Here is a 25515-nt window from a genome sequence, read left to right on the forward strand (position 1 = left end):
CTGTGGACTCCTATCGCGAACGAGGCAGGTCCAGGACCCGCTCCGCCAAGATCGACTTCTGCACTTCCTCGGAACCACCTTCGATGGTGTGCGCCCGCGCCCGGAGGTAGCGGCGCATCCGCGCTGCGGCACCCTCGGTGTCGAGCAGCACCCCGGAGGTGCCGTCAAGCTGGACGGCGAGCCGGTTGGCGTTCTGCACCACCCCGGCCCACAGGCTCTTCAACGCCGACGTCTCGGGCCCCGGCGCCGCTCCGGCGCGGGTCTCGCCGACCATCCGCATCGACCCCACCCGCACGGCTTCCGCATCGCAGTGCAGGGCACCGATCTGATCGACCACCGCGGGGTCGTCGATCGCGCCGGTCTCGAGGGCGATCTCGATGATCCGGTCCACCGCCTCGCGGGCCCAGACCCAGAGGTTCAGCGCCATGCTTCCGCGCTCGAAGGCGAGGGTGGTCAGGGCCACCGGCCAACCGTTGCCGATGCCTCCGAGCACGTCCTCGTCCGCCACGAAGACATCGTCGATGAACATCTCGTTGAACTCAGTGTCGCCGTTGATCATGACCAGCGAGCTGACCTTGAACTGGTCCATGTCGGCGAGCAGGTAGCTGATCCCGGCGTGCTTGCCGGCCTCGGCGTCGGTACGCACCAGGAGCATGCACTTGGTCGCGTGGTGCGCGTTGGAGGTCCAGATCTTCGAGCCGTTGACGATCCAGCCGCCGTCGACCTTCTTCGCCGAGGTCCGCAGGCTGGCCAGGTCGGAGCCCGAGCCGGGCTCACTGAACCCCTGACACCAATACTCCTGGCCCGCCAGGATCGGCGGCAGGTAGCGCGCCTTCTGGGCGTCGTCGCCGTGGGTCAGGATGGTCGGGCCGGCCAGCATCATGCCGACACCGTTCAGCGGGTACGGCGCGCCTGCCTTGGCGCACTCCTCGTTGAAGATCGCCTGCGCGAGCGCATCCATCCCACGACCGCCCACCTCCTTCGGCCAGGAGAGGCCGACCCAGCCGCCGGCGGAGAGCCGGTCCTGCCAGAGCCGTGACCACTCTTCGCGCTCGGCTTGCGGAAGCGGTTCCTGGTCCGGGATGTCGGCCATCGCGGCGGTGATCCATTCGGCCGCCTCGGCCCGGAACCGCAGTTCGTCAGCGGAGTCCTCGAAATCCATCTCAGCCCACCTCCTGGGCAGTGCGCAGTCGCGCCTTGTAGAGCTTTCCGTTGGGGTCGCGCGGCAACGTCTCGTGGACGACGTAGTCGCGGGGATGCTTGGCCGCTGCCAGCCGTTCGGCCACGTGGTCGGCGAGGGCGGCCAGCACCGTCGCCCGGTCGGGGGCGGCGTCGGCCAACGACAGGTGGGCGACCGGGACCTCGCCGAGGTCGGGGTGCTGACGCGCAACCACGCCGGCGTCACTCACCCAGGGGTGCGACAACAGCACTCCCTCGATCTCGGCGGGGTAGACGTTCACCCCGCCGACCAGGATCATCTCGCTCATCCGGCCGGTGATGTAGAGGAACCCGTCGGCGTCGACGTGGCCGACGTCCCAGACGGTGAGCAGTCCCCCGCGGCGCGACCCCTCGGTCTTCGCCGCGTCGTTGTGGTAGCCGACCTTGTCCTCTCCCTGGCGCATGTAGACGATCCCGGTCTCGCCGGTGGGCACCTCGTTGCCGTCGGCGTCCAGGATCTTCAGCGTCGAGATGGAGGCGACCCGACCGACCGTGCCGGGGTGGGCCAGCCATTCCTGCGGCCGGGCGATGGTGGTGCCGACCTCGGTCGAACCGTAGTACTCGTAGACCACCGGGCCGAACCAGTCCATGATCTGCTGCTTGACGTCGACCGGACAGGGCGCGGCGCCGTGGATCACGTACTCGAGCGAGTCGATCTTCGCCGCAGCCCGCACCTGGTCGGGGAGCTGCAGCAGCCGGTGGAAGTGCGTGGGCACCATGCTGGTACCGGAGATCCGCTGACGCTCCACCCGCTCCAAGAACCCCTCCGGCGTCCAGCCCCGCATCAACACCAGCGTGCCACCAGCATTGAGGGCGCCGATCGCGGGCGTGATGTTCGCCGAGTGGTAGAGGGGTGCGGCGACCAACCAGGCAGAGAAGGCGGAGCGCGCCATTCCGAACTCGGAGAAGAGCCAGAGGTAGGTGCGCGCACCCTCGTCCGCGGTGGCCCCGCTGAGCGGACGACGCACGCCCTTCGGTCGGCCGGTGGTGCCCGAGGTGTACATCATCAGCGAGCCCGCCGGCACCCGCTCGGGCGACGCTGAGGGCATGCCCTCGGTCAGGGCGGACCAGGCCAGTGCACCGTGGGCCGGAGTCCCGTCGACGACGACGGGGATCTCGCCGGCGGCGACGACCGCCTCCTCGGCTCGCGGCGAGCAGACGGCGAGCTTGGCACCGGAGTCGGCCAGGATGTAGTCGATCTCGTGCCGGGTCAGGTGGTAGTTGACGGTGACCAGGTAGAGGCCGCTCTGCATGGCAGCAAGATAGAGCGCGATCATCCCGATCGAGTTCTCCATCACGCAGGCGACGGTGTCACCCTCCTCCAGCCCGTGGAGCTCGGTGAACCCGTGACTGATCCGGTTCACCTCGGCGAAGAGCTCGCGATAGCTGACCGCGTTGTCCGCCGCGTCGATGATCGCGGTCAGATCGGGTTCTGCCGCAGCCCACTGCCGGAAGCCGATCCGCTCCTCCTGCGCCATGCTCACCCCTTGAAGTTAGTTCCGACCATTCGGTATGTTCTCGTTCAACAATAGAGGGGACCACCACCGATGTCCACACCCTTTGACCACAAACTCGCAGAACTGCACCGGGCCAAGCAAGTCGCCCCGCCCACCGCACTCGGCGACGGTATCTACGCGATCGGGGTGCCCCTGGCCGGCAGCCCGCTGCGCTCCATCACGGTCTACGCGCTGCGCACCAGCGCGGGCCTGGTGCTGATCGATGCCGCTTACGAACACCCCACCTGCTGGAGCAGCTTGACCAGCTCCCTGGCCGCGATCGGCCACCGGATCACCGACGTCGTCGCGGTCCTGTTGACCCACAACCACCCCGACCACCTCGGCCTCGCCGAACAGATCCGGGAAGCATCCGGCGCCACGCTGACCATCCACCGGCGCGACGACTTCGGTTGGCAACGGCAGGAACGAGGCGGCTTCCTCGACCAACTACGGACCGTGTTGGGCCAGACCGGAGTTCCCGACGAGACCGGCGCCGAGATGTTCGAGGCCGCCACGAAGGTGGCCGTGCACCGCGAATCGATGACGGCCGACCGGATCCTGGTGGACGCGATCACCGAACTCACCTTCGGCGACGTGACCCTGCGAGCGATCCACGCGCCGGGACACACCTACGGCCACACGGTCTACCAGCACCCGGCCGGCTTCGTCTTCACCGGCGATACCCTGATGCCCGAGGGCAGCACCCAACTGGCGCTGGCCCCGCTCCGCCACGACGACCCCGTCGGCGACCTCCTCGGCAGCTTCGCCACCATCGGCGGGCTCGGCGCCACCGTCGCCTGCCCCGCCCACCAGTACCCGTTCCTCGACGTCGAAGAGCGGTGTCACGAACTCGCCGCCCTGCATACCGCCGAGCAGGCGCGTGCCCGCGCCCTCGCCACCACCCATCTGGACGCCTGGGGCGTCGCGCCCCAGCTGAGTTGGGCCAAGCCGTGGCACGAGATGGGCATCAGCACCCGCCGCTTCGCCCTGGTCCATACCCACGCTCTGCTCCAGCCCCTGCCCTGAACCGAGAGGACTCCCGTGGAGAACCGACAGATGCTCGCCGCCCAGGTCGCCGCCCCCGACCCCGATCACCCGGACCGCGCCCTCGCCGTCGGCCCCTGCCCGACGCCGGCGGACCGGCCCGGCCATACCCGGGTCGCACTGCGCGCCTCCGCCCTCAACATGCACGACGTCTGGATGCTGCGAGGCCTGGCCCCTTCGCCGTCGTCCGGCCCGCGGGTGCTCGGTAGCGACGGAGCCGGGCTGACCGACGACGGTCGCGAAGTGATCGTCTATCCCGTCGCTCTCGGCGCGGGGCCCGAGCACGTGACCCCGCTCGGCACGCTCCTCAGCGATCTCGGAGCCGGGCTCCTGGCCGAGGAGGCGGTGGTCCGCAGCGAGCATCTGGTCACGAAACCCGCGCACCTGAGTTGGGCCGAGGCCGCCGCGCTGCCGACCTCCTGGCTGACCGCCTACCGGATGCTCTTCACCCAGGGCCGGCTGGACGCCGGCTCGACCCTCTTGGTCCAGGGCGCGGGTGGCGGGGTCGCCACCGCGGCGCTTGCCCTGGGCCGGGCGGTCGGCGCGACCGTGATGGTCACCTCGCGCTCCGCCGAGAAGCGAGAGCGTGCTCTCGCCCTGGGCGCCGACCACGTGGTGGCTACCGGAGAGCGCCTTCCTGCGCTGGCCGATGTGGTCATCGACGCGGTCGGTCCGGCCACCTTCGAACACTCGATCGCGGCTACCGCCGTGGGTGGACGGGTGGTCACCTGCGGCTCCGCCACCGGGTTCGTCGCTCCGCTCAACCTGGCCCGTCTCTTCGCACGGGAGATCACCGTGCACGGCTCGACGATGGGCACCTTCGAGGAGTTCACCGCCCTGGTCGGTCTGGTCGACCGCTACCGGCTGCGTCCCGAGGTCGACAGCACCCTGCCGCTCGAGAGACTCGACGAGCAGGTTCGTCGGATGGTCGAAGGAGACGCGTTCGGCAAGCTCTGTGTGGCGCTGGGATGAGCGTCGAGATCACCCGACATGGCGCCGTCCTGCACGCGCGGATCGCCCGCCCCGATTCCGGGAACGCCTGCAGCAGCCAGGTGATGGCGATCCTCGAGGAGTGGCTGGCGGCAGCCCACGAGCCCGAGGTCCGGACACTGGTACTGACCGGAACCGGGCGCTCCTTCTGTGCCGGAGCCGATCTCGCCGAGGGCACCGCGCTGCTGGACGATCCGCCCGCCCTCCGGAACTTCCTGGGCCGGGGCCGCGACCTGGTCCGAGCGATCAGCACGGCGCCGGTGCCCACCATCGCCGCGGTCAACGGCGCCGCCTATGGCGGCGGACTGGAGCTGATGCTGGCCTGTGATCTGGCGATCGCCGGCCGCAGCGCCACCCTCGGGGATCGCCACCTGCGGGTGGGCCAGGTCCCCGGCTGGGGCTCCAGCGCGATGCTGCCCACCGCCGTCGGCCAGGCCTGGTCGCGTCGCCTGCTGCTCACCGCCGAGGCGCTGGACGCCCAGCAGGCGGCGAGCATCGGCCTGGTCACCGAGGTCGTCGACGACGACGCACTCCAGGCCCGCGCGCTCACCCTCGCCCAGAGTCTGGCCGCCGCCGACCCGACCGCGATGGCCCGGATGCTCCGCCTGGCCCGGACACCACGCGACGCGGACCCTGCCTGGGATCTGGAGTGGCAGGTACAGACCGAACACCTGGCCGGTCAGGACGCCGTCGCCGGCGCCACCTCGATGGAGCGCCTGCGCAGCGACTGACTCCTGTACCCCGGCACGACGAACCTCGATGCAGAACGAAGACTGTTGAGTATGCAGAAGGTAGACCCGTCGCTATGCAAAAGGTCGATTCCCAGCATGCGGAACTATCGACCTCGGCTCGCGGACCGCGATCTTGAGCGGCGTCTCGACTACATAGGGGCAGTTCTCATCGAAGGCCCCAAGGCCTGCGGCAAGACCGCGACCGCGACGCAACACGCCAAGACCGTCTTCCGGGTTGATGATGACGAAACGGTCCAGAGCCTCGTCAGACTCGCTCCGGAGCGCCTCTTCGACAACGAGACCCCGATCCTGTTCGACGAGTGGCAGGTCGAACCTGCGATCTGGAACAAGGTGCGTAGGCAGGTCGATGACCGGGGCAGGAACGGACTCTTCATCCTCACTGGCTCAGCGACGCCCGCCGACGACGCCTCTCGGCACTCCGGCGCCGGACGCTTCTCGGTGATGCAGATGCGCCCCATGAGTCTGCTCGAATCGGGTCGTGATCGGCGGGTGGCCATCCCGAGCCTGGGGTCTCGCCGCTCCCCGGAGAACCTTCGACGGCTGCTCCAGGCCCTCGGCCGCTCGGTCGGGCAAGCTTCCAAAGCGGTCGATCTCGCGAAGGACGTCGGGGGCGCAGGCGGACCGATCGCCAAAGAGACCCTCGCGGCCTACCTCGAGGCTTTGGGCCGCCTTCATCTCCTGGACAACTCCGAGGCCTGGCTACCGCACATGCGCTCGCGAGCTCGGTTGCATCTACGCCCAGCTCAGAAGCGCGCGGGTGGACTCATGGCGCGACTCGAATGGCAATGAGGCCGACGCCGTCGTCACCGCTGGGCCCGATGGGTGGGCTGCCTTCGAGATCAAGCTGAACCCAGAAGCCGTGGACGAGGCCGCAGCTGCCCTGCTGCGCTTCAGGGACAACGTCGACACGTCCCGGCATGGCGAACCGTCGTGCCTCGGCGTCATCACCAGCACCGGCGCGGGTGGGATCCGCGACGATGGCGTTCACGTCATCCCGATCGGATGCTTCGGCCCGTAAAGCCGCCTCCGAGAGCGCAGAAATGGCATGCGAGGGCTCGGTTGGGGCTTCCGCGCCCTCGCATGCCGGACCCGCTAGCTGGAAGCGGTGTACTCCCAGTGCGGGGTCAGGGCCGGCTGCAGTGCGCGGAGCTCGCGCTTGAGCACCTTGCCGGAGGGGTTGGTCGGGAACTCGTCAACCAGGTAGATCGCCTTCGGCACCTTGAACCTGCCGAGCCGGGTGCGGGCGAACTCGATCAGACAGCCTGCGTCGACGCCGGGGCGCCCGACCACGAAGGCCACCGGAACCTCCACCCAGACCGGGTCCGGGGCACCGACCACCGAGACCGCGAGCACATCGGGATGCTCGGCGAGGACACCCTCGACCTCGGCGCTGGCGATGTTCTCGCCGCCGCTACGAATCATGTCCTTGAGCCGGTCGCGGATGAAGAGGTAGCCGTCGTCGTCGATGCAGCCGATGTCTCCGGTGTGGAACCACCCGTCGCGGAACGCCGCGGCCGTAGCCGCAGCGTCGTCGAGGTAGCCGGCCGAGATCTTCGGTCCGCGGGCGACCACCTCGCCGTCCGCGCCGGGCGGGACGTCGCGTCCCTCCTCGTCGACCACCCGGACGTCGACGCCGGTGACCGGAAGACCGACCGACCCCTGCTTGGACTCCATGTGCTCGCGGTCGAGGTAGGTCAACGCGCTGCAGGTCTCGGTGAGCCCATAGCCCTCGGTGAGCCGAGCCCCGGGGAAGAGATCGCGCGCCACCTCGAAGAGCGGTCGGGTCACCTGGGAGTAGATGATCCAGCGGACGCTGGTGAGGTCCGGCGCAGGCTCGGGCAGATCACGTCGGATCATGTCGAGCATCGTCGCGGCGACCACCATCCCGGTGATCCGCTCCGCCTCCACCGCGCGCAGCACCGCCACCGGGTCGAAGCGGCGCTGCAGCACCATGCAGCCACCCGCGGCCCAGACCGCGTAACCGGGGATATCGGTTCCGCCTACGTGGTACAGCGGGGCGAAGTTCAGCAGCCGCTCACTGTTGGTCAGGCCCAGTTCGATCACGTGCGCCTGAATGTTGGCGTTGACGTTGCCGTGGCTGAGCCGCACGCCCTTCGGCAACGAGGTCGTTCCCGAGGTGTAGACGATCCGTTGCAGGTCGTCCGGGCCGACCGCGGCATCGGCGACCAGCTCGCCGCGGTGCTCGGCGAGCAGCGCAGGCACGCTGATCCAGCCGGGAATCTCCTCCAGCGCAAGCAGCGCGACGTCGCCATCCACCATCTCGACGGCGGCTGCGGTGAGCTCGGCGAACTCAGGAACCGACGCGACGGCGTCGACGCCCGCGTGCCGGAGGAGCTGGTGCAGCTCTCCGGCGGTGAGCCGGTAGTTCAGCGGCACCAGGACGCCGCCCGAACGGGCCAGGCCCAGGGCGAGGATCAGGAACTCCGGAACGTTGTTGGCAACGACCGCCACCCGCGACCCCGGCCCGATCCCGTGGCTGCGCAGGCCGGCCGCCATCGCATGCACGTCACGGTCGAGGTCACGGTGGCTCCACCGACGATCCTCGAAGACCAGGGCCTCCGCGTCGCCGAAGCGTTGAGCGTTGCTGGTGACCAGCCGGCTCAGATTTGCGGTACTCATCGCGCCTTCTCCGCCTCGTTCTCCCGTAGTACTCGCTTCAGCACCTTGCCGGAGTCGTTGCGGGGCAAGGAGTCGACGATCTCGATGTCGCGCGGCACCTTGAACTTGGCGAGATTCGCCAAGCAGTGTTGGCGGATCGCCTGTGCGTCGAGGTCGGCCTCGGCAGCCAAGGTCACGAACGCCTTGGGAACCTCGTCCCAGCGCGGGTCCGGGACGCCGATCACGGCCACCTCCGCGACGCCGTCGAGCGCAGCGAGCACCCGCTCCACCTCCGCGGTGGCGACGTTCTCGCCACCGGACTTGATCAGGTCGGTCCGCCGGTCGACGAACCAGAGGTAGCCGTCGTCGTCGAGGTACCCGACGTCGCCGGTCAAGAACCAACCGTCCCGCCGCGAGGCGGCGGTGGTCGCCTCGTCGCGCCAGTAGCCGGGCGAGACCTTCGCACCACGAACGATGATCTCGCCCTGCACGCCGGGCTCCACCTCGTTGAAGTCGCCGTCCACGATCCGCAACTGCATCAGCGGTAGCGGGACGCCGAGCGAGCCGACCTTCTCCTGCTCGTGGGCGGCGTCCATGTAGCAGCAGCCGTTGGTCAGCTCGGTCATTCCGTAGGTGTCGACCAGGCGGACCCTCGGCAACAGTTCCTTGACCCGGCGCCGGACGGCCGGGGCAACGCCCGCGAAGAGCAGGTAGCGGATGCTGGCCAGGTCGTCCATCCGGTCGAGCTCCATGATCCCGAAGAGGATCTGGGCGGCGAGGACCAGACCGGTGATCTGCTCCCGGCTGACGACCTCGGCGATCTCGTCGGGCTTGAAGGTCTCGCACAGCACGATGGTGCCGCCGGCGACCAGCGTGGCGAGTCCAGGCGCCTCCAGCCCACTGACGTGGAAGAGCGGCGCGGAGATCAGGATCCTGTCGGCCGGGGTGAGTTCGAGCTCCAGCATCTGGCCCAGGTGGTTCGCGGCGATGTTGCCGTAGCTGTGCATCACACCCTTGGGCCGCGAGGTGGTGCCGGAGGTGTAGAGCAACCGGTGCAGATCCTCCGGGCTCTTCGTCGCGTCCGGGACCCGGACGCGATCCGGAAGCTCGGCGAGGAGGTCGTCGATCCGCGCTCCCCCGCCGAGGGCCCGCTTGCCGTTCGCGATGCTGATCCGGAGACCCGCCTCCGCATGCAGCACCGCCGCGTCGTCGGCGAAGTCGTCGTCGAAGAGCAGCACGCCGATCCCTGCCTGGCTGAGGATCCAGCTCTGCTCGGTGGCGTGCAGGCGCCAGTTCAGCGGCACCGAGACCGCCCCGATCCTGGCGATCGCCAACAGTTCGATCAGGTAGCGGGCGTGGTTGCGTCCGAGCACGCCGACCAGGTCGCTCGGCGTGACGCCACCCGCCAGGAGGGCAGCCGCATAGCGGTCGACCTCGGCGTCCAACGCGGCGTAGGTCCACCGTTGGCTACCGTCGATCAGCGCCTCCGCATCGCCCCGGCGGTTCGCCTGGCGCCGCAGTACCTCGGTGAAGTTGGCGACCATCACTGCTCCGTTACGGGGTGCTGGGCGCGGAGAGCGAGGATCTCCTCCCGGGTGGGGAGCGAGACGAACTCCAGCAGGTTGCCGTCGGGGTCGCGGCAGGCGAACGCCTCGATGTACCCGTAGTTCTCCAGCAGCACGCGGTTCGGTTCGGTGAGCGGTTCGCCGCCGTGCTCGACGACCTTGTCGTACACCTCGCGCAGCTCCTCGCGGGGTACCTCGAAGCTGAGCAGGAAGGTGCCCAGTTCCAGGTGCCCGGCGGAGGGGGTCCGGGTGGCCGTGCCGTTCCACTCGATCAGCTCGAGCTGACCCACCTTGCTCGGCCCCTGTAGATACTGCACCTTGCCGGTCGTCGCGGCAGGCAGGCCCAGTGAGGTCTCGATCCCGGGGCCACCGACGTCGGTGCGCAGGGTGCGCCGGTAGCCGAGAGCGTGCTCGTAGAACGAGGCGGATCGCTCCAGGTCGGCCACGGTGATCGCCACGTGGTGGACTTCGCTGACTGGCATCTGTTCCCTCTCAGGTCTTCTCAGTTGTCCGGGCGCGGGCGGTCATCCGCCCAGCAGCGCCTTACGAATCAGGGCGACCTCGTCGTTGCCGTCGTCCGGCACGATGAACCCGTCCAGGCTGCAGATCTCCTCCAGCGCCTCGTGCACGTCCTCGGGCTGTACCGGTTCCGGACCGCCGTACCAGCCCTGGGTGGAGCCGACGAAGAGCCGGGCCACGCGTCCGCCGCTGGCGGAGATGACGTGGTGGGTCAGCGCGCACTGCTCGCTCACCAGATAGGTCGCGACGGCCGCGACATGGCGCGGGTCGAAGTGCTCGGTGAGGTCGCCCAGGAGGCCTTCGGTCATCCGGGTGGCCGCCGTCGGGGAGAGCGCGTTGACGGTGATCCCGTGGCGCGCTCCCTCGACCGCAAGGACGTTCATCAGTCCCAGCAGTCCGGCCTTGCCCGCGGCATAGCTGGCCTGCCCGTAGTTGCCGAGCAGCCCCGACGCCGAGGTGGTCAGCAGGATCCGTCCGTACTTCTGTTCGAGGAAGTGCGGCCAGGCCGGCCGCAGCACGTGGAACGCACCGCGGAGGTGTACGTCGAGCACCGGGTCGATGTCGTCGTCGGTGATCTTGGCGAAGGATCGGTCACGCAGGATCCCGGCGTTGTGGATCACCGCGTCGATCCGTCCGAACTCGGTCAGCGCGACGTCGACGAGGCCCTGACCTCCGGCAGCGTCAGCGACCGAGTGGGTGGAGGCGACGGCGGTCCCGCCGGCGGCGACGATCTCGTCGACCACCTTCTGCGCGGCCGTACCGGCGCCGGTGCCGTCGACGGCGCCGCCGATGTCGTTGACGACGACCCGGGCTCCGCGCTCGGCCAGCAACATCGCGTGTGCGCGGCCGATCCCGTTGCCCGCGCCGGTCACGATGACGGCGCGTCCGGCGAAGTCGATGGTGCTCATCGCGGCTCTCCCTGCTCGTTGCCGAGAACCGCCACGAACGCGACGCAGGACCCGGGCTGACCGCCCAGGTTCTGGGCGAGAGCCAGTCTCGCATCGGCGACCTGACGCTCGCCGGCCTCCCCACGCAACTGGAGCCAGCATTCGTACATCATCCGCAGTCCGGTGGCGCCGATCGGGTGGCCGAAGGACTTCAGGCCACCGTCGGTGTTCACCGGGAGGTCGCCACTCAGCGCGTAGCGTCCGGCGAGGACGTCCTTCCAGCCCTGACCGCGCTCGGAGAACCCGAGGTCCTCCATCAGCACCAGCTCGGTCGGTGTGAAGCAGTCGTGCACCTCGGCCAAGGAGATCTGCGTTGCCGGGTCGGTGACGCCGGCCTGCTCGTAGGCGACCCGGGCGGCTTCGACCACCTCGGGGAACGAGGTGAAGTCGTAGCCGTCGGTCGCCAGCCCCTCGCCGGCTCCGGCGACGAAGCCCATCCCCCGCAGGTAGATCGGATGATCGGTGTAGAGGTGCGCGTCCTCGGCCCGAACCAGGATCGCCGCTGCGGCGCCGTCCGAGACGCCAGAGCAGTCCATCACCCGGAGCGGTCCGGCGATCCGCGGCGAACGCTCGACAGCACTGGCGTCGACCGCCTTGCGGAACTGCGCCCGCTCGTTGAGGGCACCGTGGGCGTGGTTCTTCACCGCGATCGCCGTCAACGTCTCGCGCAGCGTGGCGTCGTCGACGCCGTGGGCGGACTGGTAGGCCGGCGCCAGCAACGAGAACCCACCGGGCGCCGTCCAGTCGACGTCGCTGCCGTCAGCCGGCGGCCAGGTGGCGGTGAGGCCGGAGAAGGAGGAGTCCTTGAGCTTCTCCACGCCCGTCGCCATCACGATGTCGTAGGCCCCCGACGCGACCGCGAAGGCGGCGTTGCGGAACGCCTCCGATCCCGTGGCGCAGTAGTTCTCCACCCGGGTCACCGGCTTGTTCTTGAGGCGCAGCGGCTTGGCCAGGGTCTGGCCGCTCATCCCCGAGCCCTGGGTGCCGACCCAGAAGGCGTCGATCTGGCCGAGTTCGAGCCCGGCGACCGTGCCTACCGCCTCGTGCACCGCGTCGACGAGAAGGTCGTCGGCAGAGCTGTCCCAGTGGTCGCGGAACGGCGTGCAGCCCATTCCGACGATCGCCACATCGTGAATCATCCGGTTAGTCGACATCGTCACCCTCCGCGGGTCGCAGCTTCCAGAAGTAGTTGTGAATGCCCTCGGTGGTCCACATCCGCCGGAAGGTGGGCCGCATCCGGCCACCCACCGCGACGTCATCGGCGTCCACGTCGGTGGCGTAGCCGGTCAGGCGTCCACCACCGTCGACATCGGCGATGACGACGGCGACCGCGGGCACCGGCATGGTGGTGAGCAGGTCCTGGGTCACGCTGACCACGCGGACCTCTGCGTCGTGGAGGAGTTCGGGCTTGCCGGGCGTGATCGACCCGCAGCCCGAGCAGGCCTTGCTCGGCGGCGTGGTGACGGTCGCGCAGTCGACGCAGCGCACCGCCTCGAGCCGGTACTTCCAGCCGCGCCGCCGATGCATGGGCGGCGAGGCGGGGGCAGCGGAGGCGGGCCGGGCCGGCCCCTGGACGTCGAGCAGCCCGCGCCAGCGCAGGTAGTCGCCGTAACCGACGGCCGAACGCCGGGCGAGTTGCGCGGCCACGCTCGGGCCCGAGCGGGCGGCCCGGACCTGGTCGCCGACGGTGAGCAGCCAGGCGTCGGCGCCGTCGGCGGCCGAGACCAGGAGCACGGTGTCGCCGGGGTTGGCTCGGTCCAGGGCGTCGGCGAGGAGCAGGCCGGGGTGCGCGGTACCGGTGAAGCCGGTGGCGCTCTCGAGCCGGGCGTCGGCGCCGTCGGAGCCGAGCATCTTGCGCAGGGTCGCCGCGGCCCGCGGGTTCGTCGAGCTGACCACGACGGTGGTCGGCGCGGAGACGCCTGCTTCGGCGAGTGCAGCGGCTACGGCGGTACGTGCGGCGTCGACCAGGACCTCGGCGGTGAACCGCTCATCCCAGGTCCGTTCGTGCACCTCTCCGGGAAGCCGCCACCGGTCCAGCAGTTCGACGGTCGCCGAACCCGACCCGTCGACGGTGGCCGCGAGCGGCGCACCACCGAGGAAGGCCACGGCAGCGTCGCCCTGACCGAGCTCGTCCGACGCACCGACCCGGGTGGTCCGAGTGTCGGCGGCGATCGCCAGCGCACCGTTCTCGACCGCGAGGTCCAGGGCCGCGAAGCCGGAACGGTGGCCGGCCAGGTCCACAGCGCGCTGCGACGGCGCCGCGCCGAGCGCCTCGTGCACGAGGGTCGCCGCGGTGCGTCCGACATAGGGCGCCGACGTGGTCGCCAGCAGCAGGCTCCGCGCGGCGTCGACACTGCTGCCGAGCCGGGTACCGACCTCGACCGCCATGGTCAGGGCGTCCTCGTCGTGGTTGGCGACCGACCGTGCGCGGCGGCCCGGGCCGCCAGGAGCCTGGGCACCGAGGCGGGTGTCGTCGAGGTAGTGGATCGGCAGATAGGCGGCATATCGGGTGATGCCAGGACGGTCAGGCATGACGCGTGGGGACTCCTTCATTCCAACGGGGAACCGCAGCCAACAGGCGTTGCGTGTAGTCGACGGACGGGTTCTTGAGGACGTGTTCGACGTCGCCGAATTCGACGATCTCGCCGCGGTACATGACCGCGATCCGGTCGCACAGATCACTGGCCAACATCAGGTCGTGGGTGACGAACAGCAAGCCGACCCCGAGGTCGGCGGCCAGCCCGCGCAGCAGGACGACGACCTCGGCCTGGGTGGTGACGTCGAGAGCGGTCGTGCACTCGTCGGCGACGATCACCGCGGGCTCGGTGACCACCGCGAGAGCGATCGCGACCCGCTGCCGCAGCCCTCCGGAGAGCTGGTGCGGGTAGCTGTCGAGCACCCGGTCCGGATCGGCGATCCGCATCCGCTCGAGCACCCGGGCCGAGCGCTCCTTGATCTGGTCCTTGGTGATGCCCGGTACGTGCCGGACCAGCACCTCCGCCAGCTGACGCCGTACCCGGATGAGCGGGTTGAGCGAACGCGAGGCGTCCTGGAAGACCATCCCGACCTGCTGGCCGCGGATGCCCGCGGTGCGATTCAGCGTCGGGGTGGAGACCGTCTCACCGCAGACGGCGATCGAGCCGTCGGCGACCCAGACGTTCTTCTCCAACAGGCCCAGGACGGCGCGGGCGAGGGTGGTCTTGCCACTCCCGGACTCACCGACGAGGCCGATCACCTCACCCGGTGCGAGAGTCAGGCTGACGTTGTTGAGCAGGGTGATCTCACCGAGCCGTAGCGAGGCCCGGATGGTGAGGTCCTCGATCTCCAGCAGCGAGCGGTTCTCGGAGCTCATCGGCGCCTCTTCCTCGGGTCGTTGTGGGTGAGCAGGGCATCCCCGAGCAGGTTGACCATCAGCACCACCGCGGTGATCGCCAGACCGGGGAAGGCGGCGACCCACCAAGCGTTCGACAACACGTCCTGTCCCGAGGAGAGCATCGCGCCCCAGCTGATGTCCGGCGGAAGGATGCCCATGCCCAGGAAGCTCAGCGCGCTCTCCACCAGGATGGCGGTCCCGACCTGGAGGCTGCCGAGGGCGACGACGGTGCCCATCAGGTTCGGCACGACGTGGCGGAAGACGATCCTCATCTCCGAGGCCCCCGCGGCCCGCAGGCCCATCACGAACTGACGTTCGCGCAACGACATCGCCACCGAACGGGTGACGCGTGCGCAGGGTGCCCAGCCGGTCAACGCCAGCACCAGGAAGAGCACCGGCAGCGAGCTGCCCCGGTTCGCGATCACAGCGAGCGCGATCAGGATGAACGGCAGCGCCAGCTGGGCATCGATGAGGCGCGAGATCACCACGTCGACCCAACCGCGGCAGTATCCGGCGGTGACCCCGATCAGGGTGCCGGGGCCGATCGCGACCAGCGCGCCGACGAACCCGATGAACAGGGTGAGCCGTCCACCGGCGACCAACTGGGCCAAGATGTCCTGGCCGAGACGCCCGGTACCCAGCGGGTGGGACCAGCTGCCGCCGTCCAGGAAGGCCGGCGGGGCCAGCGTGTTGCCGAGGTCCTGTTTGTTCGGGTCGTGCAGCCAGCCGGTCATCGGCAGGATGATCACGGCGAGTGCCAGCAGCACCAACGGCAGCGACAGCCAGAAGACGGAGGTCCGGTTGGTCCGCCGACGTTTGCGGGGCGGACCGGTCACGGTAGCGGCGGCGGAGTCCGCCGGCACGGTGGCGATGACGTCAGTCATGGTTCACCTCACCCTCGGGTCGATCGCGACGTGGATCAGGTCCACGAGTTGGTTGAGCAGGACGAAGGCGATCGCACCGAAGACCACGATGGCCTGGACCAACGGGAAGTCGCGGAACTGGATCGCCTGCAGGGCAAGCTGCCCGAGCCCGGGCCAGGCGTAGACGTACTCGACCGCGACGGCCCCGGAGAGCAGGGTCCCGGCCTGGAGCACCACCACGGTCAGTACCGGCAGTGAGGCGTTCTTGAAGCCGTGCCGCCAGACCACCGCCGTGGTGGAGAGGCCACGGGCTCGGGCCGCGTCGATGTAGGGCTCGCTGAGCACCTCGCTCATCGTCGCCCGGGTCAGCCGAGCCACGTGCGCCATCGGATACAGCGCCATGGTGAAGGCGGGAAGGATCAAGTGCTTCAGGCTCCCGGACTGGCCGGCGGGCAACATGCCCCACTTCACCGCGAAGAGCAGGACCAGCATCATCCCGAGCCAGAAGACCGGGATCGACTGCCCCAGCAGGGCGAGGGCGGATGCGCCACGGTCCCACCAGCTGCCTTCACGGGCGGCAGCCAGCACACCGAGCGGCACGCCGATCAGCACCGCGATCAACATCCCGCCGCCGACCAGCTGCAAGGTGAACGGCACTCGATCCATGATCATCTGCAGGTTCGGCTGGTAGAACTGCAACGAGTTGCCGAGGTCGCCGCTGACCACTCCCCCGAGGTAGTCGAAGTATTGGGTCAACAGCGGCCGGTCGAGGCCGAGTTCGGCACGCAACGCGTCGCGCTGCTCGCTGCTCGCCATCGGGCCGAGAATGGTCGAGGTCGGGTCTCCGGAGAGCCGGCCCAGCGCGAACGCCATCGAGACGGCGATCCAGAGCGTGACCAGCACTGCCCCGATGCGGGTGAGAATGCGTCGTGTCATCGGCTTGCCCTCCACCGTGATCCCGGCATCGCGGCCAGGAGCTTGCGGGTGTACTCGTGTTGCGGGTCGTCCAACACCTGCTCGGTCGGTCCGGTCTCGACGACCTCGCCGTGCAGCATGACCACGACCCGGGAGCACACGTTGCGCACCACGGCCAGGTCGTGACTGATGAAGAAGAGCGAGGCGCCGCTGGCCTGCAACGACTCGTCGAGCAGGTCGAGCACGTCGGCCTGGACCGAGACGTCGAGCCCCGAGGTCGGTTCATCGGCGACGATCAGCCGCGGCCTCATCAACAGGGCGCGGGCGATACAGACCCGCTGGGCCTGTCCACCGCTGAGCTGGTGCGGGTACCGGCCGAGCACCTCGGGCCCTAGCCGGACCTGTGCCAACAGCTCCACGTCGTCCACCCAGGCGGTGCGTTCGGGTTGGAGCCGACGCAGTTCGGAGAAGCCGGAGCGCACCGACTGCCGAGGGTCCAAGGAGCCGTGCGGGTCCTGGAAGACGACCTGGACCTCCGGGCGGAGCCGGCGCAACTCGCGCCGGCTCAGCCCGTCGAGATCGTGCCCGAGCAGGTCGATCCGGCCACTCGTGCGCGGGCCGAGACCCGTCGCCGCCATGGCCAACGTGGTCTTGCCTGAGCCTGACTCTCCGACGACGCCGACGGTGTCACCGGCAGCCATCTCCAACGAGACCCCTCCGACTGCACGGAAGGTCTCCCGGGACTTCTCCCGGCGATGCTCCACGACCAGGTCGTGGACAGCGAGCACAGTTGACTCGGACATGTCAGCCGACGGTCACATCGGTGAAGTCGACGGCGTTGAGCGGGCTGTACGCGACGTCCTTGACGCCGTCAGCCACGGCGTAGCCGTAGATCTGGCGGTAGAGCGGGATGTAGCAGTTCTTCTCCACCACCCCGATCTTGTTGAGCTCGCTGTAGATCTTGTCGGCCGCGGCGGCGTCGGCCTGGGAGACAGCCTCATCGGCCATCGCGTCGGTCTCCGGGCTCCCGCAGTTCTTGGTGATCGACGCCGAACGCATGAAGCCGTTGACGAAGAAGGACGGCACCGCGACGTTCGGAACGCCGGCGAAGATGTAGATGCCGTCGAGCTCGCCGCCACCGATCTGGGTGACCAGGCTGCCGTAGTCCATGGCGTTGTACTTGACCTTGAAGCCGGCCTCTTCGAGCATGCCGCCCACGGCCTGCGCGACCTCTTCGATGTTCGTGTACTGGCCCGCGGGGTAGGCGATCGGCACCTCGACGGTCTTGCCACCGAGCAGCTTCTTCGCCTCGGCGAGGTCCTGCTCGACGACGGCGTCGGGCTGGGTGCCGGGCTTCACGTTGAGCAGTCCGCCGTCCGCGACCGCCTTGCCGTTGAAGATGCCCTCGACGATCTTGTCCCGATCGACGGCGAGCGCGGCGGCCTTGGCGACGTCGGGGTTGTTGAACGGAGCCTTGTCCGTCTGCAGGAAGGCGACGATCTTCATCGCCGACTCGGTGGCGACCACGTCGAGGCCGGCCTTCTCCGCCTCGTCCTGCTGGGTCGGCGGGAGGTCGAACGCGACGTCGACGCTCTTGCTGCGCAGCAGGGCGAGGCGCTGGGAGGCCTCCGGCGACCAGCTGAAGGTCAGCTTCTCGGTCGCGGCGGCGTCGCCCCAGTAGTCGGGGTTGCGCTTCACCGAGATGTCGCGACCGGCGCGCATGGCGTCGAAGAGATAGGGACCGGTGCCGATCGGCGCGGAGGCGAACCCCTCGGTGCCCTTCTCCTTGTAGTACTTCGGCGGCACCAGGTAGACGGTGCCGAGCTGGTTGACGACGTCGTACTGCGGGGCCTTGGTCTTGATCACCAGGGTGGTCGCGTCCGGCGCCTCGAACGAGGCGGCGTTGCCCCAGAAGGACTTCAGGATCGAAGTGTCGAGGTCGCGGACCAGCTCCAGGGTGTTCACCGCAGCTGCAGCATCGGCGGGCTCGCCGTTGCTGAAGCTCACGCCCTCGCGCAGGGTGAAGGTCCAGGTGAGGTCGTCGGTCCGCTCCCAGGCGGTGATCAGACCGGTGTCGGTCGGCTCGAGGTCCTCACCGGTCGCTACCAGCGGCTCGATGACAGTGGCCCACACGACCTGGGCCGAGCGGGCACCCACGATCGGGTCCAGGGTGGCGGGTTGCGCAGGCAGGACGACTCGGAGGGTGTCCGACGACGCCGCACCCGAGCTCTCGTCACTGCCACATGCGCTCAGGCCAGCGACCAGGAGGCTGGCTGCGGCGACGGCGGCCAACCCCCGGCGGATTGCCTTGTTGCGGTTCTTCATTGGTCCCTCATCTTTCCTGCTGGACGCGGCCCTCATCACGGACCGCACCTGTGACGCGAGTGGCTTCAGAGCTGCCAAGACTTGGTAGATAAAGTACCGACCAGCCGGTATCAAGTCAACACATTCACGAGACTCCCATCACACCTTCCATTTCATACCGACCAGTCTGTATGCTGCGATGCCATGAGCCAACACGAGATTCACAGCGCGACCCACGGGCCGCTGGGCACGGTGCGGTTCGACCACTCCAGCCGGCACAACTGCTTCACCGAGTCGGCGCTGAACGACCTGGTCGACGCCCTGGAACGCAGCGCCGCCGACCCGGCGGTCAACGCCATCCACCTGACGATGGCCGGCCCCACCTTCTGCTCCGGTTGGGACACCCGCGAGTTCGCCGCCCTGGCGCAACGCTCCCCCGCCGACCTCGAGGCGTCGCTCCGGGCCACCGACCGGGCCCTCAACCGGATCACCTCACTTCCCGTCCCCGTCATCGCGGCGGTCCGGGGGCAGGTCACCGGATTCGGCGTCGGCCTGCTGGCGAGCCTGCACCTCGCCGTCGTCGCCGACGACGCGACCGCCGCGCTCCCCGAGATCGCCTACGGCATCTCCCCGGCCGGCGTCCTCGGCACCCTGCTGCGACAGCTCCCCTCTGCCGCGGCCCACCGGATGTTGCTCAGCGGGTTGCCGGTCGCCGCCTCGGAACTGCACGCCTGGGGCCTGGTCGCACAGCTCGCACCCGCCAACGAAGTGGACGCCGTCGCCGCCGAACTCGCCCATCACCTCACCCGGTTCCCCGGCGCGGTCACCCGCACGGTCCTCGGTGCGATCCAGGCCTGCCATGCCTCCGGCACCAGCGACCCCGCCTACGCCGCGGCGGTGCAGACCCTGGGCACGATCGGCGAGGGGGGCACCCGATGACCGCGGCCTTCCGCACCGGCGAACCCGCCTGGGTCGAGCTCTGCAGCAGTGCCCCGCAACGCTCCGGAGCGTTCTACTCCGCCCTCTTCGGTTGGGGATGCCGGACCGAGCCGCTCAGGAGCGGGGACTACCTGCTCTGCCACGACGGCGCGGACGACGTGGCCGGCATCATCGATGCCGACCTGCTCCACAGCGGACGGCAGCACGGCTGGATCACCTACTTCGCCGTCGACGACCTGGAGAACGCCCTCTCGAGGGCCCAGACGCTCGGCGGCACTGTGCAACTGGAGCCGCGGTATCTCCCGGCGGCCGGCACCGGCGCCACCGTGCTGGATCCAACGGGCGCGACCCTGGGCCTCTACCAGGCCGAGACCCGTACCGGCGTCGCCCGCCTCAACGCACTGGGCACCCTGTGCTGGAACGAGCTGGCGACAGGCGACCCGGACGGATCCGCCGACTTCTACCAGGGACTGTTCGGGTTCGACCGCGAAGAGCGAGAGTCGGCACGCGGCCAGCGCTACTCCGTCCTGAGCCTGGAGGGCGACCCGGTGGCCGGCCTGCTCGCCATGGAGAGCGCCTGGCCCAACGAGGTCCCGGCCCGATGGATGCCCTACTTCCGTGTGGCCGATCTCGCCTCCTCGATCGCCCGGGTCCGCGAGCTCGGCGGCACCAGTCTGCTCGGCCCGGTACCCAGCCCGTACGGACCGTTGCACGTGGTCGACGACCCCGACGAGAACCCGCTCTACCTCATCGAACTGACCGCTCCCCTTCGCCGCGACTCGCGCATCCAGGCCCCGACAGGTGACTCCCGATGACCGAACCACTCTTCGACACCCGCCAGTTCCGCGACGCCTGCGGACAGTTCCCCACCGGAGTGACGGCCGTGACGGCGGTGACCGCGGATGGCCGCGTCGCGGCGCTGACCGTCAACTCCTTCACCTCCGTCTCCCTTGAACCGGCACAGGTGCTGTTCTGCCTGGCGACGTCGTCCTCGAGCTACGACATCCTGCTCGCCGCCGAACGGATCGCGGTCCACATCCTCAGCGAGGATCAGGAGGAGGTGGCGCGCCGCTTCGCGACGTCCGGCCTCAGCGGTGAGCGGAAGCTGGAGGGCATCGATTGGTCGTCGGGCCCCGACGGCATCCCCGAACTGACCGGTGCGGCCGCGACCCTGGTCGGCAGGCCCGGCGAGATCATCCTGAGCGGCGACCACATCATCATCCTGGTCGATGTCGACCAGGTCCGGCACAAGGAGGCCGCGAGCGGATCCTTGGGCTTCTACCAAGGTCGCTTCCTCCAGCACCGGCGCTGACGCCGAGCCGAGCCGAGCCGAGCCGAGCCGAAACAGTGGTGGCGTCGGTCGCCAGCCAGCGACCGACGCCACCACGTCAGAGAGAACGTCAGAGGGTCAGACGGTCAGACCGTCGAGGATCATCGCGGAGAACTGGTCGGCGACGTCCTGGATCTTGAGCGTGCCCCGCGGATTGAACCACTGGAAGGCCCAGGCACACATACCGAGGATGCCGAAGGTGATCAGCCGCGGATTGATGTCGTCACGCAGCTCGCCGGCCTCGATGGCACGGCGGATGGTCTCGTTGAACAAGGCGTCGACCTCGTCCCGCTTGCGGGTGACCTCGTCGAGCCGCTCGCCGGTGAGATTGCGACGCTCCTGCTGGAAGATCGCCACGTGCGGACGATGCTTGGCGACGCCCTCGAGGCTGAGGTAGATCAGTGCGCGGATCTGTTCGGTCGGCGTAGCGTCGGCCTCGACGATCTTGTGCGCGTCCTTGAGCTGCGACTCCAGGTACTCGTCCTGGATCTGCCAGAGCAGATCCTCTTTGCTCTGGAAGTGGTGATAGAAGGCGCCTTTGGTGAGCTCGGCGTCCTCGACGATCTGCTGAAGCGAGGTGCGGTCGAAGCCGCGCTCCTCGAAGAGCCGAAGCGCACTGTCGACCAACTGCCTGCGCGTGCCTGCGGGGTCGTACCCCTCGGGCCACCGGCGCCGACTTGCTCTCTTCTCCACCATGATCTCCCGCGATCTCTCAGACGTAGTAGCGGAAGACTATGTCCGCCACGCAGCACAACTGGCCATCTTCGACCCGTTCGACAACAACTCGTGCGGCGGCATGGACACCGACGCCATCACCCAGCAGCTCCGCGCTGACCAACGTAGCGCGCGCCCGGACCTCCTCCTGCGGACGCAGCGGCGCCACGAAACGCACCTTGTCCAACCCGTAGTTGACGCCCATCGACGACTCGGCGACCTCCAGGGTTTCGCCGAACATCAACGGCACGAGGGCCAGGGTGAAGAAGCCGTGGACGATCGTGGAGCCGAACGGACCGTCCTTCGCGCGCTCGACGTCGACATGGATCCACTGGTGATCTCCGGTGAGGTCCGCGAACGCGTCCACCTCGGCCTGAGACACCACCCGCGGCGCGCTGACTCCCAGGTCGACGCCGACCAGTTCCAACAGTCCCATCGGCCCGGGGACCACGGTCTTTCGCGGCTCCATCTCGCCTCCTTGTATACCGACTGGAAGGTATCTTATCGGATTCGACCTCGGTTCGGAGATGATCGGGACTTCCTATTACCGTGTTCCACTGTCACCTATCACGATCAAATCACTGAACTTGAGGGATTTGCATGCCTGACCTCCTCACCACCGCCGCGCTCGCGGTGCTCGTGGTCTCCTTCGGTGTCGGCATCGTCGTTGGTCTGACCGGGATGGGCGGCGGCGCGCTGATGACCCCCGCGCTGATCTTTCTCGGCGTCAACCCCACCGCCGCGGTCGCCAACGACCTGGTCTCGGCCTCGATCACCAAGAGCGTGGGCGCCGGAGTGCATTGGCGGCGCGGTTCGCCCAACCTCCGCCTCGCCGGCCTGCTGATCGTCGGCTCGGTGCCCTTCGCCTTCGCCGGGGCGTTCATCATCGACCACGTCGGCGCCGGCGAGGCTCAGGAAGAGTTCGTCAAGCACGCGATCGGCGTCGCCCTCCTCTTCACCGCGCTGACCTACACCCTGCGGATGTATCTCCAACTCCGGCTGGTCACCTCGGGCAATGAAGCACCGCGCGAGGAGATCGTCCTCAAGCCGATCCCGACCCTCCTGGTCGGCATGATCGGCGGCCTGCTGGTCGGCGTCACCTCGGTCGGCTCGGGCTCCCTGATCATGGTGGCCCTGCTGCTGCTCTACCCGACCCTGTCGGCCGTGAAGCTGGTCGGCACCGACCTGGTCCAGGCCGTGCCGCTGGTACTGGCCGCGGCGATCGGCCACGTGCTGGTCTCCGGCGTCGACTGGGAGGTGCTGATCCCGCTGGTCATCGGCGGCATCCCGGGCACCTTCCTCGGCGCCCGCCTCGCGCACTGGGTCAGCCAGTCGGTGATCCGGCGCGGCATCGTCATCGTGCTCTCCCTCACCGGTCTGAAGTTACTCGGCGTCTCCCCCGAGGCGGTCGGACTGATCGGCGCCGGCCTGCTCCTGCTCGGCCCGCTGTTGTGGGGCTTCGTACGGCAGACTCGAGGCCTGCCCGCCTTCGACAACAACTCCGGCGCCTGGCGGGTCAGCAACTCGCGCCGCACCCCCGAGTGAGCAACCTCGGTCACGCACTGTGACCCCGCCCACACGACCACCCGTTTCACCCTCCTGACCACGGCCAGGAGGCCTGGCCAAACCGGCTACGATGAGGGCCGCTGTCCCAAGAGAGGTCATAGTTCAGCCATGACTGCACCACATGCCGACTACCAGCTGAGTCAACTCGACCAGTTGGAAGCGGAGTCGATCCACATCTTCCGAGAGGTCGCTTCGGAGTTCGAGAAGCCCGTCCTGATGTTCTCGGGCGGCAAGGACTCCATCGTGATGCTCCGCCTCGCGGAGAAGGCGTTCTACCCGGCGAAGATCCCGTTCCCGATCTTGCAGGTCGACACGGGTCTCGACTTCCCCGAGGTGATGGAGACGCGCGACCGCTGGGTGGACCGCCTCGGCGTCAAGCTGGTGGTGGCCTCCATCGACGACGCGATCGCCAACGGCGTCGTGGTCGACGACGGGAAGACCAGCCGCAACCGCCTGCAGATCGGCACGCTGCTCAACGCGATCGAGGAGAACGGCTTCACCGCCGCCTTCGGTGGCGGACGCCGTGACGAGGAGAAGGCACGCGCCAAGGAGCGGGTCTACTCCCACCGCGACGAGTTCGGCCAGTGGGACCCGAAGAACCAGCGCCCCGAGCTGTGGAGCCTCTACAACGGCCGCATCCACGCCGGCGAGCACATGCGGATCTTCCCGATCAGCAACTGGACCGAGCTCGACGTGTGGGACTACATCCGCCGCGAAGAGATCGAGATCCCGAGCATCTACTTCAGCCACCAGCGCCGCGTCTTCGAGCGCGACGGCATGCTGATGACCGAGACCCCGCTCAACCCGCTGCGCCCCGGCGAGGAAGCCGACGAGCGCACGGTGCGGTTCCGCACCTGCGGCGACATCACCCTGACCGGCTGTGTCGAGTCGAAGGCCTCCACGGTCGAGGAGATCATCGAGGAGATCTCGGTGGCTCGACTGACCGAGCGTGGCGCGACGCGTGGTGACGACCGGTTCTCCGAGGCTGCCATGGAGGACCGCAAGAAGGAAGGTTACTTCTGATGGGTACCGAGACCACGCCTGAGAGCAAGCGCCAGATGGACCTGCTCCGCTTCGCCACCGCCGGTTCGGTGGACGACGGCAAGTCGACCCTGATCGGCCGCCTCCTCTACGACTCGAAGTCGATCTTCGAGGACCAGATCGAGGCCGTCGAGCGCACCTCCGAGGCGAAGGGCCACGACTACGTCGACCTCTCGCTGCTGACCGATGGTCTGCGCTCGGAGCGGGAGCAGGGCATCACCATCGATGTTGCCTACCGCTACTTCGCGACGCCGAACCGCAAGTTCATCATCGCCGACACCCCCGGCCACATCCAGTACACCCGGAACATGGTCACCGGTGCCTCCACCGCCGACCTCGGCCTGGTCCTGGTCGACGCCCGCAACGGCCTGACCGAGCAGTCGCGTCGGCACGCGGTGCTGCTCTCCTTGCTCCGCGTCCCGCACCTGGTGCTGGCGATCAACAAGATGGACCTCGTCGGCTGGGATGAGGCGGTCTACGAGAAGATCAAGGCCGAGTTCACCCAGTTCGCCACCAAGCTGAACATCCCGGACCTCGCGATCATCCCGATCTCGGCGCTCCAGGGCGACAACGTGGTGAACCGCAGCGAGAACACGCCGTGGTACGAGGGTCCGACCCTGATGCACCACCTGGAGCACGTGCACGTGGCCAGCGACCGCGACCTGGTCGACGTCCGCTTCCCGGTGCAGTACGTGGTCCGTCCGCACTCCGACGAGTTCCACGACTACCGCGGCTACGCCGGGCAGGTGGCGGGCGGCGTTCTGAAGAAGGGCGACGAGGTCGTCGTGCTGCCCAGCGGCATGACCAGCAAGATCGCGGGCATCGACCTCTTCGACAAGGAGATCGACCAGGCCTTCCCGCCGATGTCGGTCACCGTCCGTCTTGAGGACGACGTCGACGTCTCCCGCGGCGACACCATCGCCCGGGTGAAGAACGCGCCGACGCCGAACCAGGACATCGACGCCATGGTCTGCTGGATGACCAACGAGCCGCTGCGCCCGCGCCAGAAGCTCGCCATCAAGCACACCACCCGTACCGGTCGCGCTCTGGTCAAGGACATCCAGTACCGCCTGGACATCAACACGCTGCACCGCGACCAGGAGGCGAACCAGCTCGGGCTCAACGAGATCGGCCGGATCCAGCTGCGGACCACGGTCCCGCTGCTGACCGACCCTTACTCGAAGAACCGCACCACCGGCTCGTTCATCCTGATCGACGAGGCGACCGGCGTCACCGTCGGCGCCGGCATGATCAACGGTTGATCAGCGCAGCATCGCGTTCCTGACGCACCGAAGGGCCCTGCCGATCGGCAGGGCCCTT

26 protein-coding genes are annotated in these 25515 nt (G+C 68.7%); 11 read left to right on the plus strand and 15 right to left on the minus strand.

Going from position 1 to position 25515, the window contains the following annotated elements; all coding sequences use genetic code 11:
* Positions 1-10: 10 nt before the first annotated feature.
* Positions 11-1162, minus strand: coding sequence for an acyl-CoA dehydrogenase family protein (locus ACLM5J_RS00090; protein ID WP_413653961.1), 1152 nt, complete (start codon positions 1160-1162; stop codon positions 11-13).
* Between the two features lies 1 nt (position 1163).
* The gene (locus ACLM5J_RS00095; protein WP_413654993.1) at positions 1164-2696 is read right to left on the minus strand and encodes an AMP-binding protein; all 1533 of its coding nucleotides are present in this window, start codon (positions 2694-2696) and stop codon (positions 1164-1166) included.
* A 69-nt stretch (positions 2697-2765) separates the two neighbouring features.
* Here ACLM5J_RS00095 and ACLM5J_RS00100 point away from each other — a divergent pair, with 69 nt between their 5' ends.
* The 5 genes from ACLM5J_RS00100 to ACLM5J_RS00120 all read left to right on the plus strand — a co-directional run bounded on the left by ACLM5J_RS00100 (position 2766) and on the right by ACLM5J_RS00120 (position 6518).
* A complete protein-coding gene (locus ACLM5J_RS00100) occupies positions 2766-3740 on the plus strand; it encodes an MBL fold metallo-hydrolase (RefSeq protein WP_413653962.1) in 975 nt (324 codons plus the stop codon).
* Between the two features lie 15 nt (positions 3741-3755).
* Positions 3756-4730, plus strand: coding sequence for a zinc-binding dehydrogenase (locus tag ACLM5J_RS00105; protein ID WP_413653963.1), 975 nt, complete (start codon positions 3756-3758; stop codon positions 4728-4730).
* Positions 4727-5479 (plus strand): enoyl-CoA hydratase/isomerase family protein, encoded by a 753-nt coding sequence (locus ACLM5J_RS00110; protein WP_413653964.1) that lies wholly within the window; start codon positions 4727-4729, stop codon positions 5477-5479. Before ACLM5J_RS00105 ends, ACLM5J_RS00110 begins: the two co-directional genes overlap by 4 nt.
* A 96-nt stretch (positions 5480-5575) precedes the next feature.
* Complete coding sequence (locus ACLM5J_RS00115) at positions 5576-6289, plus strand: ATP-binding protein (RefSeq protein WP_413653965.1); 714 nt, start codon at positions 5576-5578, stop codon at positions 6287-6289.
* Positions 6258-6518 (plus strand): hypothetical protein, encoded by a 261-nt coding sequence (locus tag ACLM5J_RS00120; RefSeq protein WP_413653966.1) that lies wholly within the window; start codon positions 6258-6260, stop codon positions 6516-6518. Before ACLM5J_RS00115 ends, ACLM5J_RS00120 begins: the two co-directional genes overlap by 32 nt.
* A gap of 74 nt (positions 6519-6592) precedes the next feature.
* Here ACLM5J_RS00120 and ACLM5J_RS00125 read toward each other — a convergent pair whose 3' ends face one another.
* The 11 genes from ACLM5J_RS00125 to ACLM5J_RS00175 are packed head-to-tail and all read right to left on the minus strand — an operon-like array spanning position 6593 to position 18626.
* Complete coding sequence (locus tag ACLM5J_RS00125) at positions 6593-8140, minus strand: class I adenylate-forming enzyme family protein (RefSeq protein WP_413653967.1); 1548 nt, start codon at positions 8138-8140, stop codon at positions 6593-6595.
* Complete coding sequence (locus ACLM5J_RS00130) at positions 8137-9663, minus strand: class I adenylate-forming enzyme family protein (protein WP_413653968.1); 1527 nt, start codon at positions 9661-9663, stop codon at positions 8137-8139. The genes ACLM5J_RS00125 and ACLM5J_RS00130 overlap by 4 nt, the downstream gene beginning before the upstream one ends.
* On the minus strand, positions 9663-10166 hold the full coding sequence (locus ACLM5J_RS00135; RefSeq protein ID WP_413653969.1) for a VOC family protein: 504 nt from the start codon (positions 10164-10166) through the stop codon (positions 9663-9665). Before ACLM5J_RS00135 ends, ACLM5J_RS00130 begins: the two co-directional genes overlap by 1 nt.
* A gap of 42 nt (positions 10167-10208) precedes the next feature.
* A complete protein-coding gene (locus tag ACLM5J_RS00140) occupies positions 10209-11111 on the minus strand; it encodes an SDR family NAD(P)-dependent oxidoreductase (RefSeq protein WP_413653970.1) in 903 nt (300 codons plus the stop codon).
* Positions 11108-12289, minus strand: coding sequence for an acetyl-CoA acetyltransferase (locus ACLM5J_RS00145; protein WP_413653971.1), 1182 nt, complete (start codon positions 12287-12289; stop codon positions 11108-11110). Before ACLM5J_RS00145 ends, ACLM5J_RS00140 begins: the two co-directional genes overlap by 4 nt.
* Positions 12290-12293: 4 nt before the next feature.
* A complete protein-coding gene (locus tag ACLM5J_RS00150) occupies positions 12294-13682 on the minus strand; it encodes a zinc ribbon domain-containing protein (RefSeq protein ID WP_413653972.1) in 1389 nt (462 codons plus the stop codon).
* A complete protein-coding gene (locus ACLM5J_RS00155) occupies positions 13675-14502 on the minus strand; it encodes an ABC transporter ATP-binding protein (RefSeq protein WP_413653973.1) in 828 nt (275 codons plus the stop codon). Before ACLM5J_RS00155 ends, ACLM5J_RS00150 begins: the two co-directional genes overlap by 8 nt.
* Positions 14499-15407: an ABC transporter permease gene (locus tag ACLM5J_RS00160; RefSeq protein ID WP_413653974.1), complete on the minus strand. Its 909-nt coding sequence runs from the start codon at positions 15405-15407 to the stop codon at positions 14499-14501. Before ACLM5J_RS00160 ends, ACLM5J_RS00155 begins: the two co-directional genes overlap by 4 nt.
* A 3-nt stretch (positions 15408-15410) precedes the next feature.
* Complete coding sequence (locus ACLM5J_RS00165) at positions 15411-16322, minus strand: ABC transporter permease (RefSeq protein ID WP_413653975.1); 912 nt, start codon at positions 16320-16322, stop codon at positions 15411-15413.
* Positions 16319-17104, minus strand: a complete 786-nt coding sequence (locus ACLM5J_RS00170) for an ABC transporter ATP-binding protein (protein WP_413653976.1) — start codon at positions 17102-17104, stop codon at positions 16319-16321. The genes ACLM5J_RS00165 and ACLM5J_RS00170 overlap by 4 nt, the downstream gene beginning before the upstream one ends.
* A 1-nt stretch (position 17105) precedes the next feature.
* Positions 17106-18626 carry an ABC transporter substrate-binding protein gene (locus tag ACLM5J_RS00175; RefSeq protein WP_413653977.1) on the minus strand — a complete coding sequence of 507 codons (1521 nt, stop codon included), beginning with the start codon at positions 18624-18626 and terminating at the stop codon, positions 17106-17108.
* A gap of 183 nt (positions 18627-18809) precedes the next feature.
* On the opposite strand from ACLM5J_RS00175, the gene ACLM5J_RS00180 reads away from it, so the two are divergent.
* The 3 genes from ACLM5J_RS00180 to ACLM5J_RS00190 are packed head-to-tail and all read left to right on the plus strand — an operon-like array spanning position 18810 to position 20856.
* The gene (locus tag ACLM5J_RS00180; RefSeq protein WP_413653978.1) at positions 18810-19544 is read left to right on the plus strand and encodes an enoyl-CoA hydratase/isomerase family protein; all 735 of its coding nucleotides are present in this window, start codon (positions 18810-18812) and stop codon (positions 19542-19544) included.
* Complete coding sequence (locus ACLM5J_RS00185; RefSeq protein WP_413653979.1) at positions 19541-20359, plus strand: VOC family protein; 819 nt, start codon at positions 19541-19543, stop codon at positions 20357-20359. Before ACLM5J_RS00180 ends, ACLM5J_RS00185 begins: the two co-directional genes overlap by 4 nt.
* Positions 20356-20856, plus strand: coding sequence for a flavin reductase family protein (locus ACLM5J_RS00190; protein WP_413653980.1), 501 nt, complete (start codon positions 20356-20358; stop codon positions 20854-20856). The genes ACLM5J_RS00185 and ACLM5J_RS00190 overlap by 4 nt, the downstream gene beginning before the upstream one ends.
* 96 nt (positions 20857-20952) lie before the next feature.
* Here ACLM5J_RS00190 and ACLM5J_RS00195 read toward each other — a convergent pair whose 3' ends face one another.
* Both ACLM5J_RS00195 and ACLM5J_RS00200 read right to left on the minus strand, forming a co-directional pair.
* The gene (locus ACLM5J_RS00195) at positions 20953-21567 is read right to left on the minus strand and encodes a TetR/AcrR family transcriptional regulator (RefSeq protein ID WP_413653981.1); all 615 of its coding nucleotides are present in this window, start codon (positions 21565-21567) and stop codon (positions 20953-20955) included.
* Between the two features lie 19 nt (positions 21568-21586).
* The gene (locus tag ACLM5J_RS00200) at positions 21587-22057 is read right to left on the minus strand and encodes a MaoC family dehydratase (protein WP_413653982.1); all 471 of its coding nucleotides are present in this window, start codon (positions 22055-22057) and stop codon (positions 21587-21589) included.
* A gap of 131 nt (positions 22058-22188) precedes the next feature.
* On the opposite strand from ACLM5J_RS00200, the gene ACLM5J_RS00205 reads away from it, so the two are divergent.
* From ACLM5J_RS00205 to ACLM5J_RS00215, 3 genes are all read left to right on the plus strand, one after another.
* Positions 22189-23133, plus strand: a complete 945-nt coding sequence (locus ACLM5J_RS00205) for a sulfite exporter TauE/SafE family protein (protein ID WP_413653983.1) — start codon at positions 22189-22191, stop codon at positions 23131-23133.
* A gap of 129 nt (positions 23134-23262) precedes the next feature.
* Complete coding sequence (gene cysD, locus ACLM5J_RS00210) at positions 23263-24177, plus strand: sulfate adenylyltransferase subunit CysD (RefSeq protein WP_413653984.1); 915 nt, start codon at positions 23263-23265, stop codon at positions 24175-24177.
* Positions 24177-25457, plus strand: coding sequence for a sulfate adenylyltransferase subunit 1 (locus tag ACLM5J_RS00215; RefSeq protein WP_413653985.1), 1281 nt, complete (start codon positions 24177-24179; stop codon positions 25455-25457). The genes cysD and ACLM5J_RS00215 overlap by 1 nt, the downstream gene beginning before the upstream one ends.
* Positions 25458-25515 lie beyond the last annotated feature (58 nt).

Source organism: Nocardioides sp. Bht2 (assembly GCF_047308515.1).
Lineage (GTDB): Bacteria > Actinomycetota > Actinomycetes > Propionibacteriales > Nocardioidaceae > Nocardioides.

Bases quoted from the DNA above. Each gene is read 5' to 3' on its own strand.
- ACLM5J_RS00090 (WP_413653961.1), bottom strand. From the start codon at position 1,162: ATGGATTTCGAGGACTCCGCTGACGAACTGCGGTTCCGGGCCGAGGCG.
- ACLM5J_RS00095 (WP_413654993.1), bottom strand. From the start codon at position 2,696: ATGGCGCAGGAGGAGCGGATCGGCTTCCGGCAGTGGGCTGCGGCAGAA.
- ACLM5J_RS00100 (WP_413653962.1), top strand. From the start codon at position 2,766: ATGTCCACACCCTTTGACCACAAACTCGCAGAACTGCACCGGGCCAAG.
- ACLM5J_RS00110 (WP_413653964.1), top strand. From the start codon at position 4,727: ATGAGCGTCGAGATCACCCGACATGGCGCCGTCCTGCACGCGCGGATC.
- ACLM5J_RS00115 (WP_413653965.1), top strand. From the start codon at position 5,576: ATGCGGAACTATCGACCTCGGCTCGCGGACCGCGATCTTGAGCGGCGT.
- ACLM5J_RS00125 (WP_413653967.1), bottom strand. From the start codon at position 8,140: ATGAGTACCGCAAATCTGAGCCGGCTGGTCACCAGCAACGCTCAACGC.
- ACLM5J_RS00130 (WP_413653968.1), bottom strand. From the start codon at position 9,663: ATGGTCGCCAACTTCACCGAGGTACTGCGGCGCCAGGCGAACCGCCGG.
- ACLM5J_RS00135 (WP_413653969.1), bottom strand. From the start codon at position 10,166: ATGCCAGTCAGCGAAGTCCACCACGTGGCGATCACCGTGGCCGACCTG.
- ACLM5J_RS00140 (WP_413653970.1), bottom strand. From the start codon at position 11,111: ATGAGCACCATCGACTTCGCCGGACGCGCCGTCATCGTGACCGGCGCG.
- ACLM5J_RS00145 (WP_413653971.1), bottom strand. From the start codon at position 12,289: ATGATTCACGATGTGGCGATCGTCGGAATGGGCTGCACGCCGTTCCGC.
- ACLM5J_RS00150 (WP_413653972.1), bottom strand. From the start codon at position 13,682: ATGCCTGACCGTCCTGGCATCACCCGATATGCCGCCTATCTGCCGATC.
- ACLM5J_RS00155 (WP_413653973.1), bottom strand. From the start codon at position 14,502: ATGAGCTCCGAGAACCGCTCGCTGCTGGAGATCGAGGACCTCACCATC.
- ACLM5J_RS00160 (WP_413653974.1), bottom strand. From the start codon at position 15,407: ATGACTGACGTCATCGCCACCGTGCCGGCGGACTCCGCCGCCGCTACC.
- ACLM5J_RS00165 (WP_413653975.1), bottom strand. From the start codon at position 16,322: ATGACACGACGCATTCTCACCCGCATCGGGGCAGTGCTGGTCACGCTC.
- ACLM5J_RS00170 (WP_413653976.1), bottom strand. From the start codon at position 17,104: ATGTCCGAGTCAACTGTGCTCGCTGTCCACGACCTGGTCGTGGAGCAT.
- ACLM5J_RS00175 (WP_413653977.1), bottom strand. From the start codon at position 18,626: ATGAAGAACCGCAACAAGGCAATCCGCCGGGGGTTGGCCGCCGTCGCC.
- ACLM5J_RS00180 (WP_413653978.1), top strand. From the start codon at position 18,810: ATGAGCCAACACGAGATTCACAGCGCGACCCACGGGCCGCTGGGCACG.
- ACLM5J_RS00185 (WP_413653979.1), top strand. From the start codon at position 19,541: ATGACCGCGGCCTTCCGCACCGGCGAACCCGCCTGGGTCGAGCTCTGC.
- ACLM5J_RS00190 (WP_413653980.1), top strand. From the start codon at position 20,356: ATGACCGAACCACTCTTCGACACCCGCCAGTTCCGCGACGCCTGCGGA.
- ACLM5J_RS00200 (WP_413653982.1), bottom strand. From the start codon at position 22,057: ATGGAGCCGCGAAAGACCGTGGTCCCCGGGCCGATGGGACTGTTGGAA.
- ACLM5J_RS00205 (WP_413653983.1), top strand. From the start codon at position 22,189: ATGCCTGACCTCCTCACCACCGCCGCGCTCGCGGTGCTCGTGGTCTCC.
- cysD (WP_413653984.1), top strand. From the start codon at position 23,263: ATGACTGCACCACATGCCGACTACCAGCTGAGTCAACTCGACCAGTTG.
- ACLM5J_RS00215 (WP_413653985.1), top strand. From the start codon at position 24,177: ATGGGTACCGAGACCACGCCTGAGAGCAAGCGCCAGATGGACCTGCTC.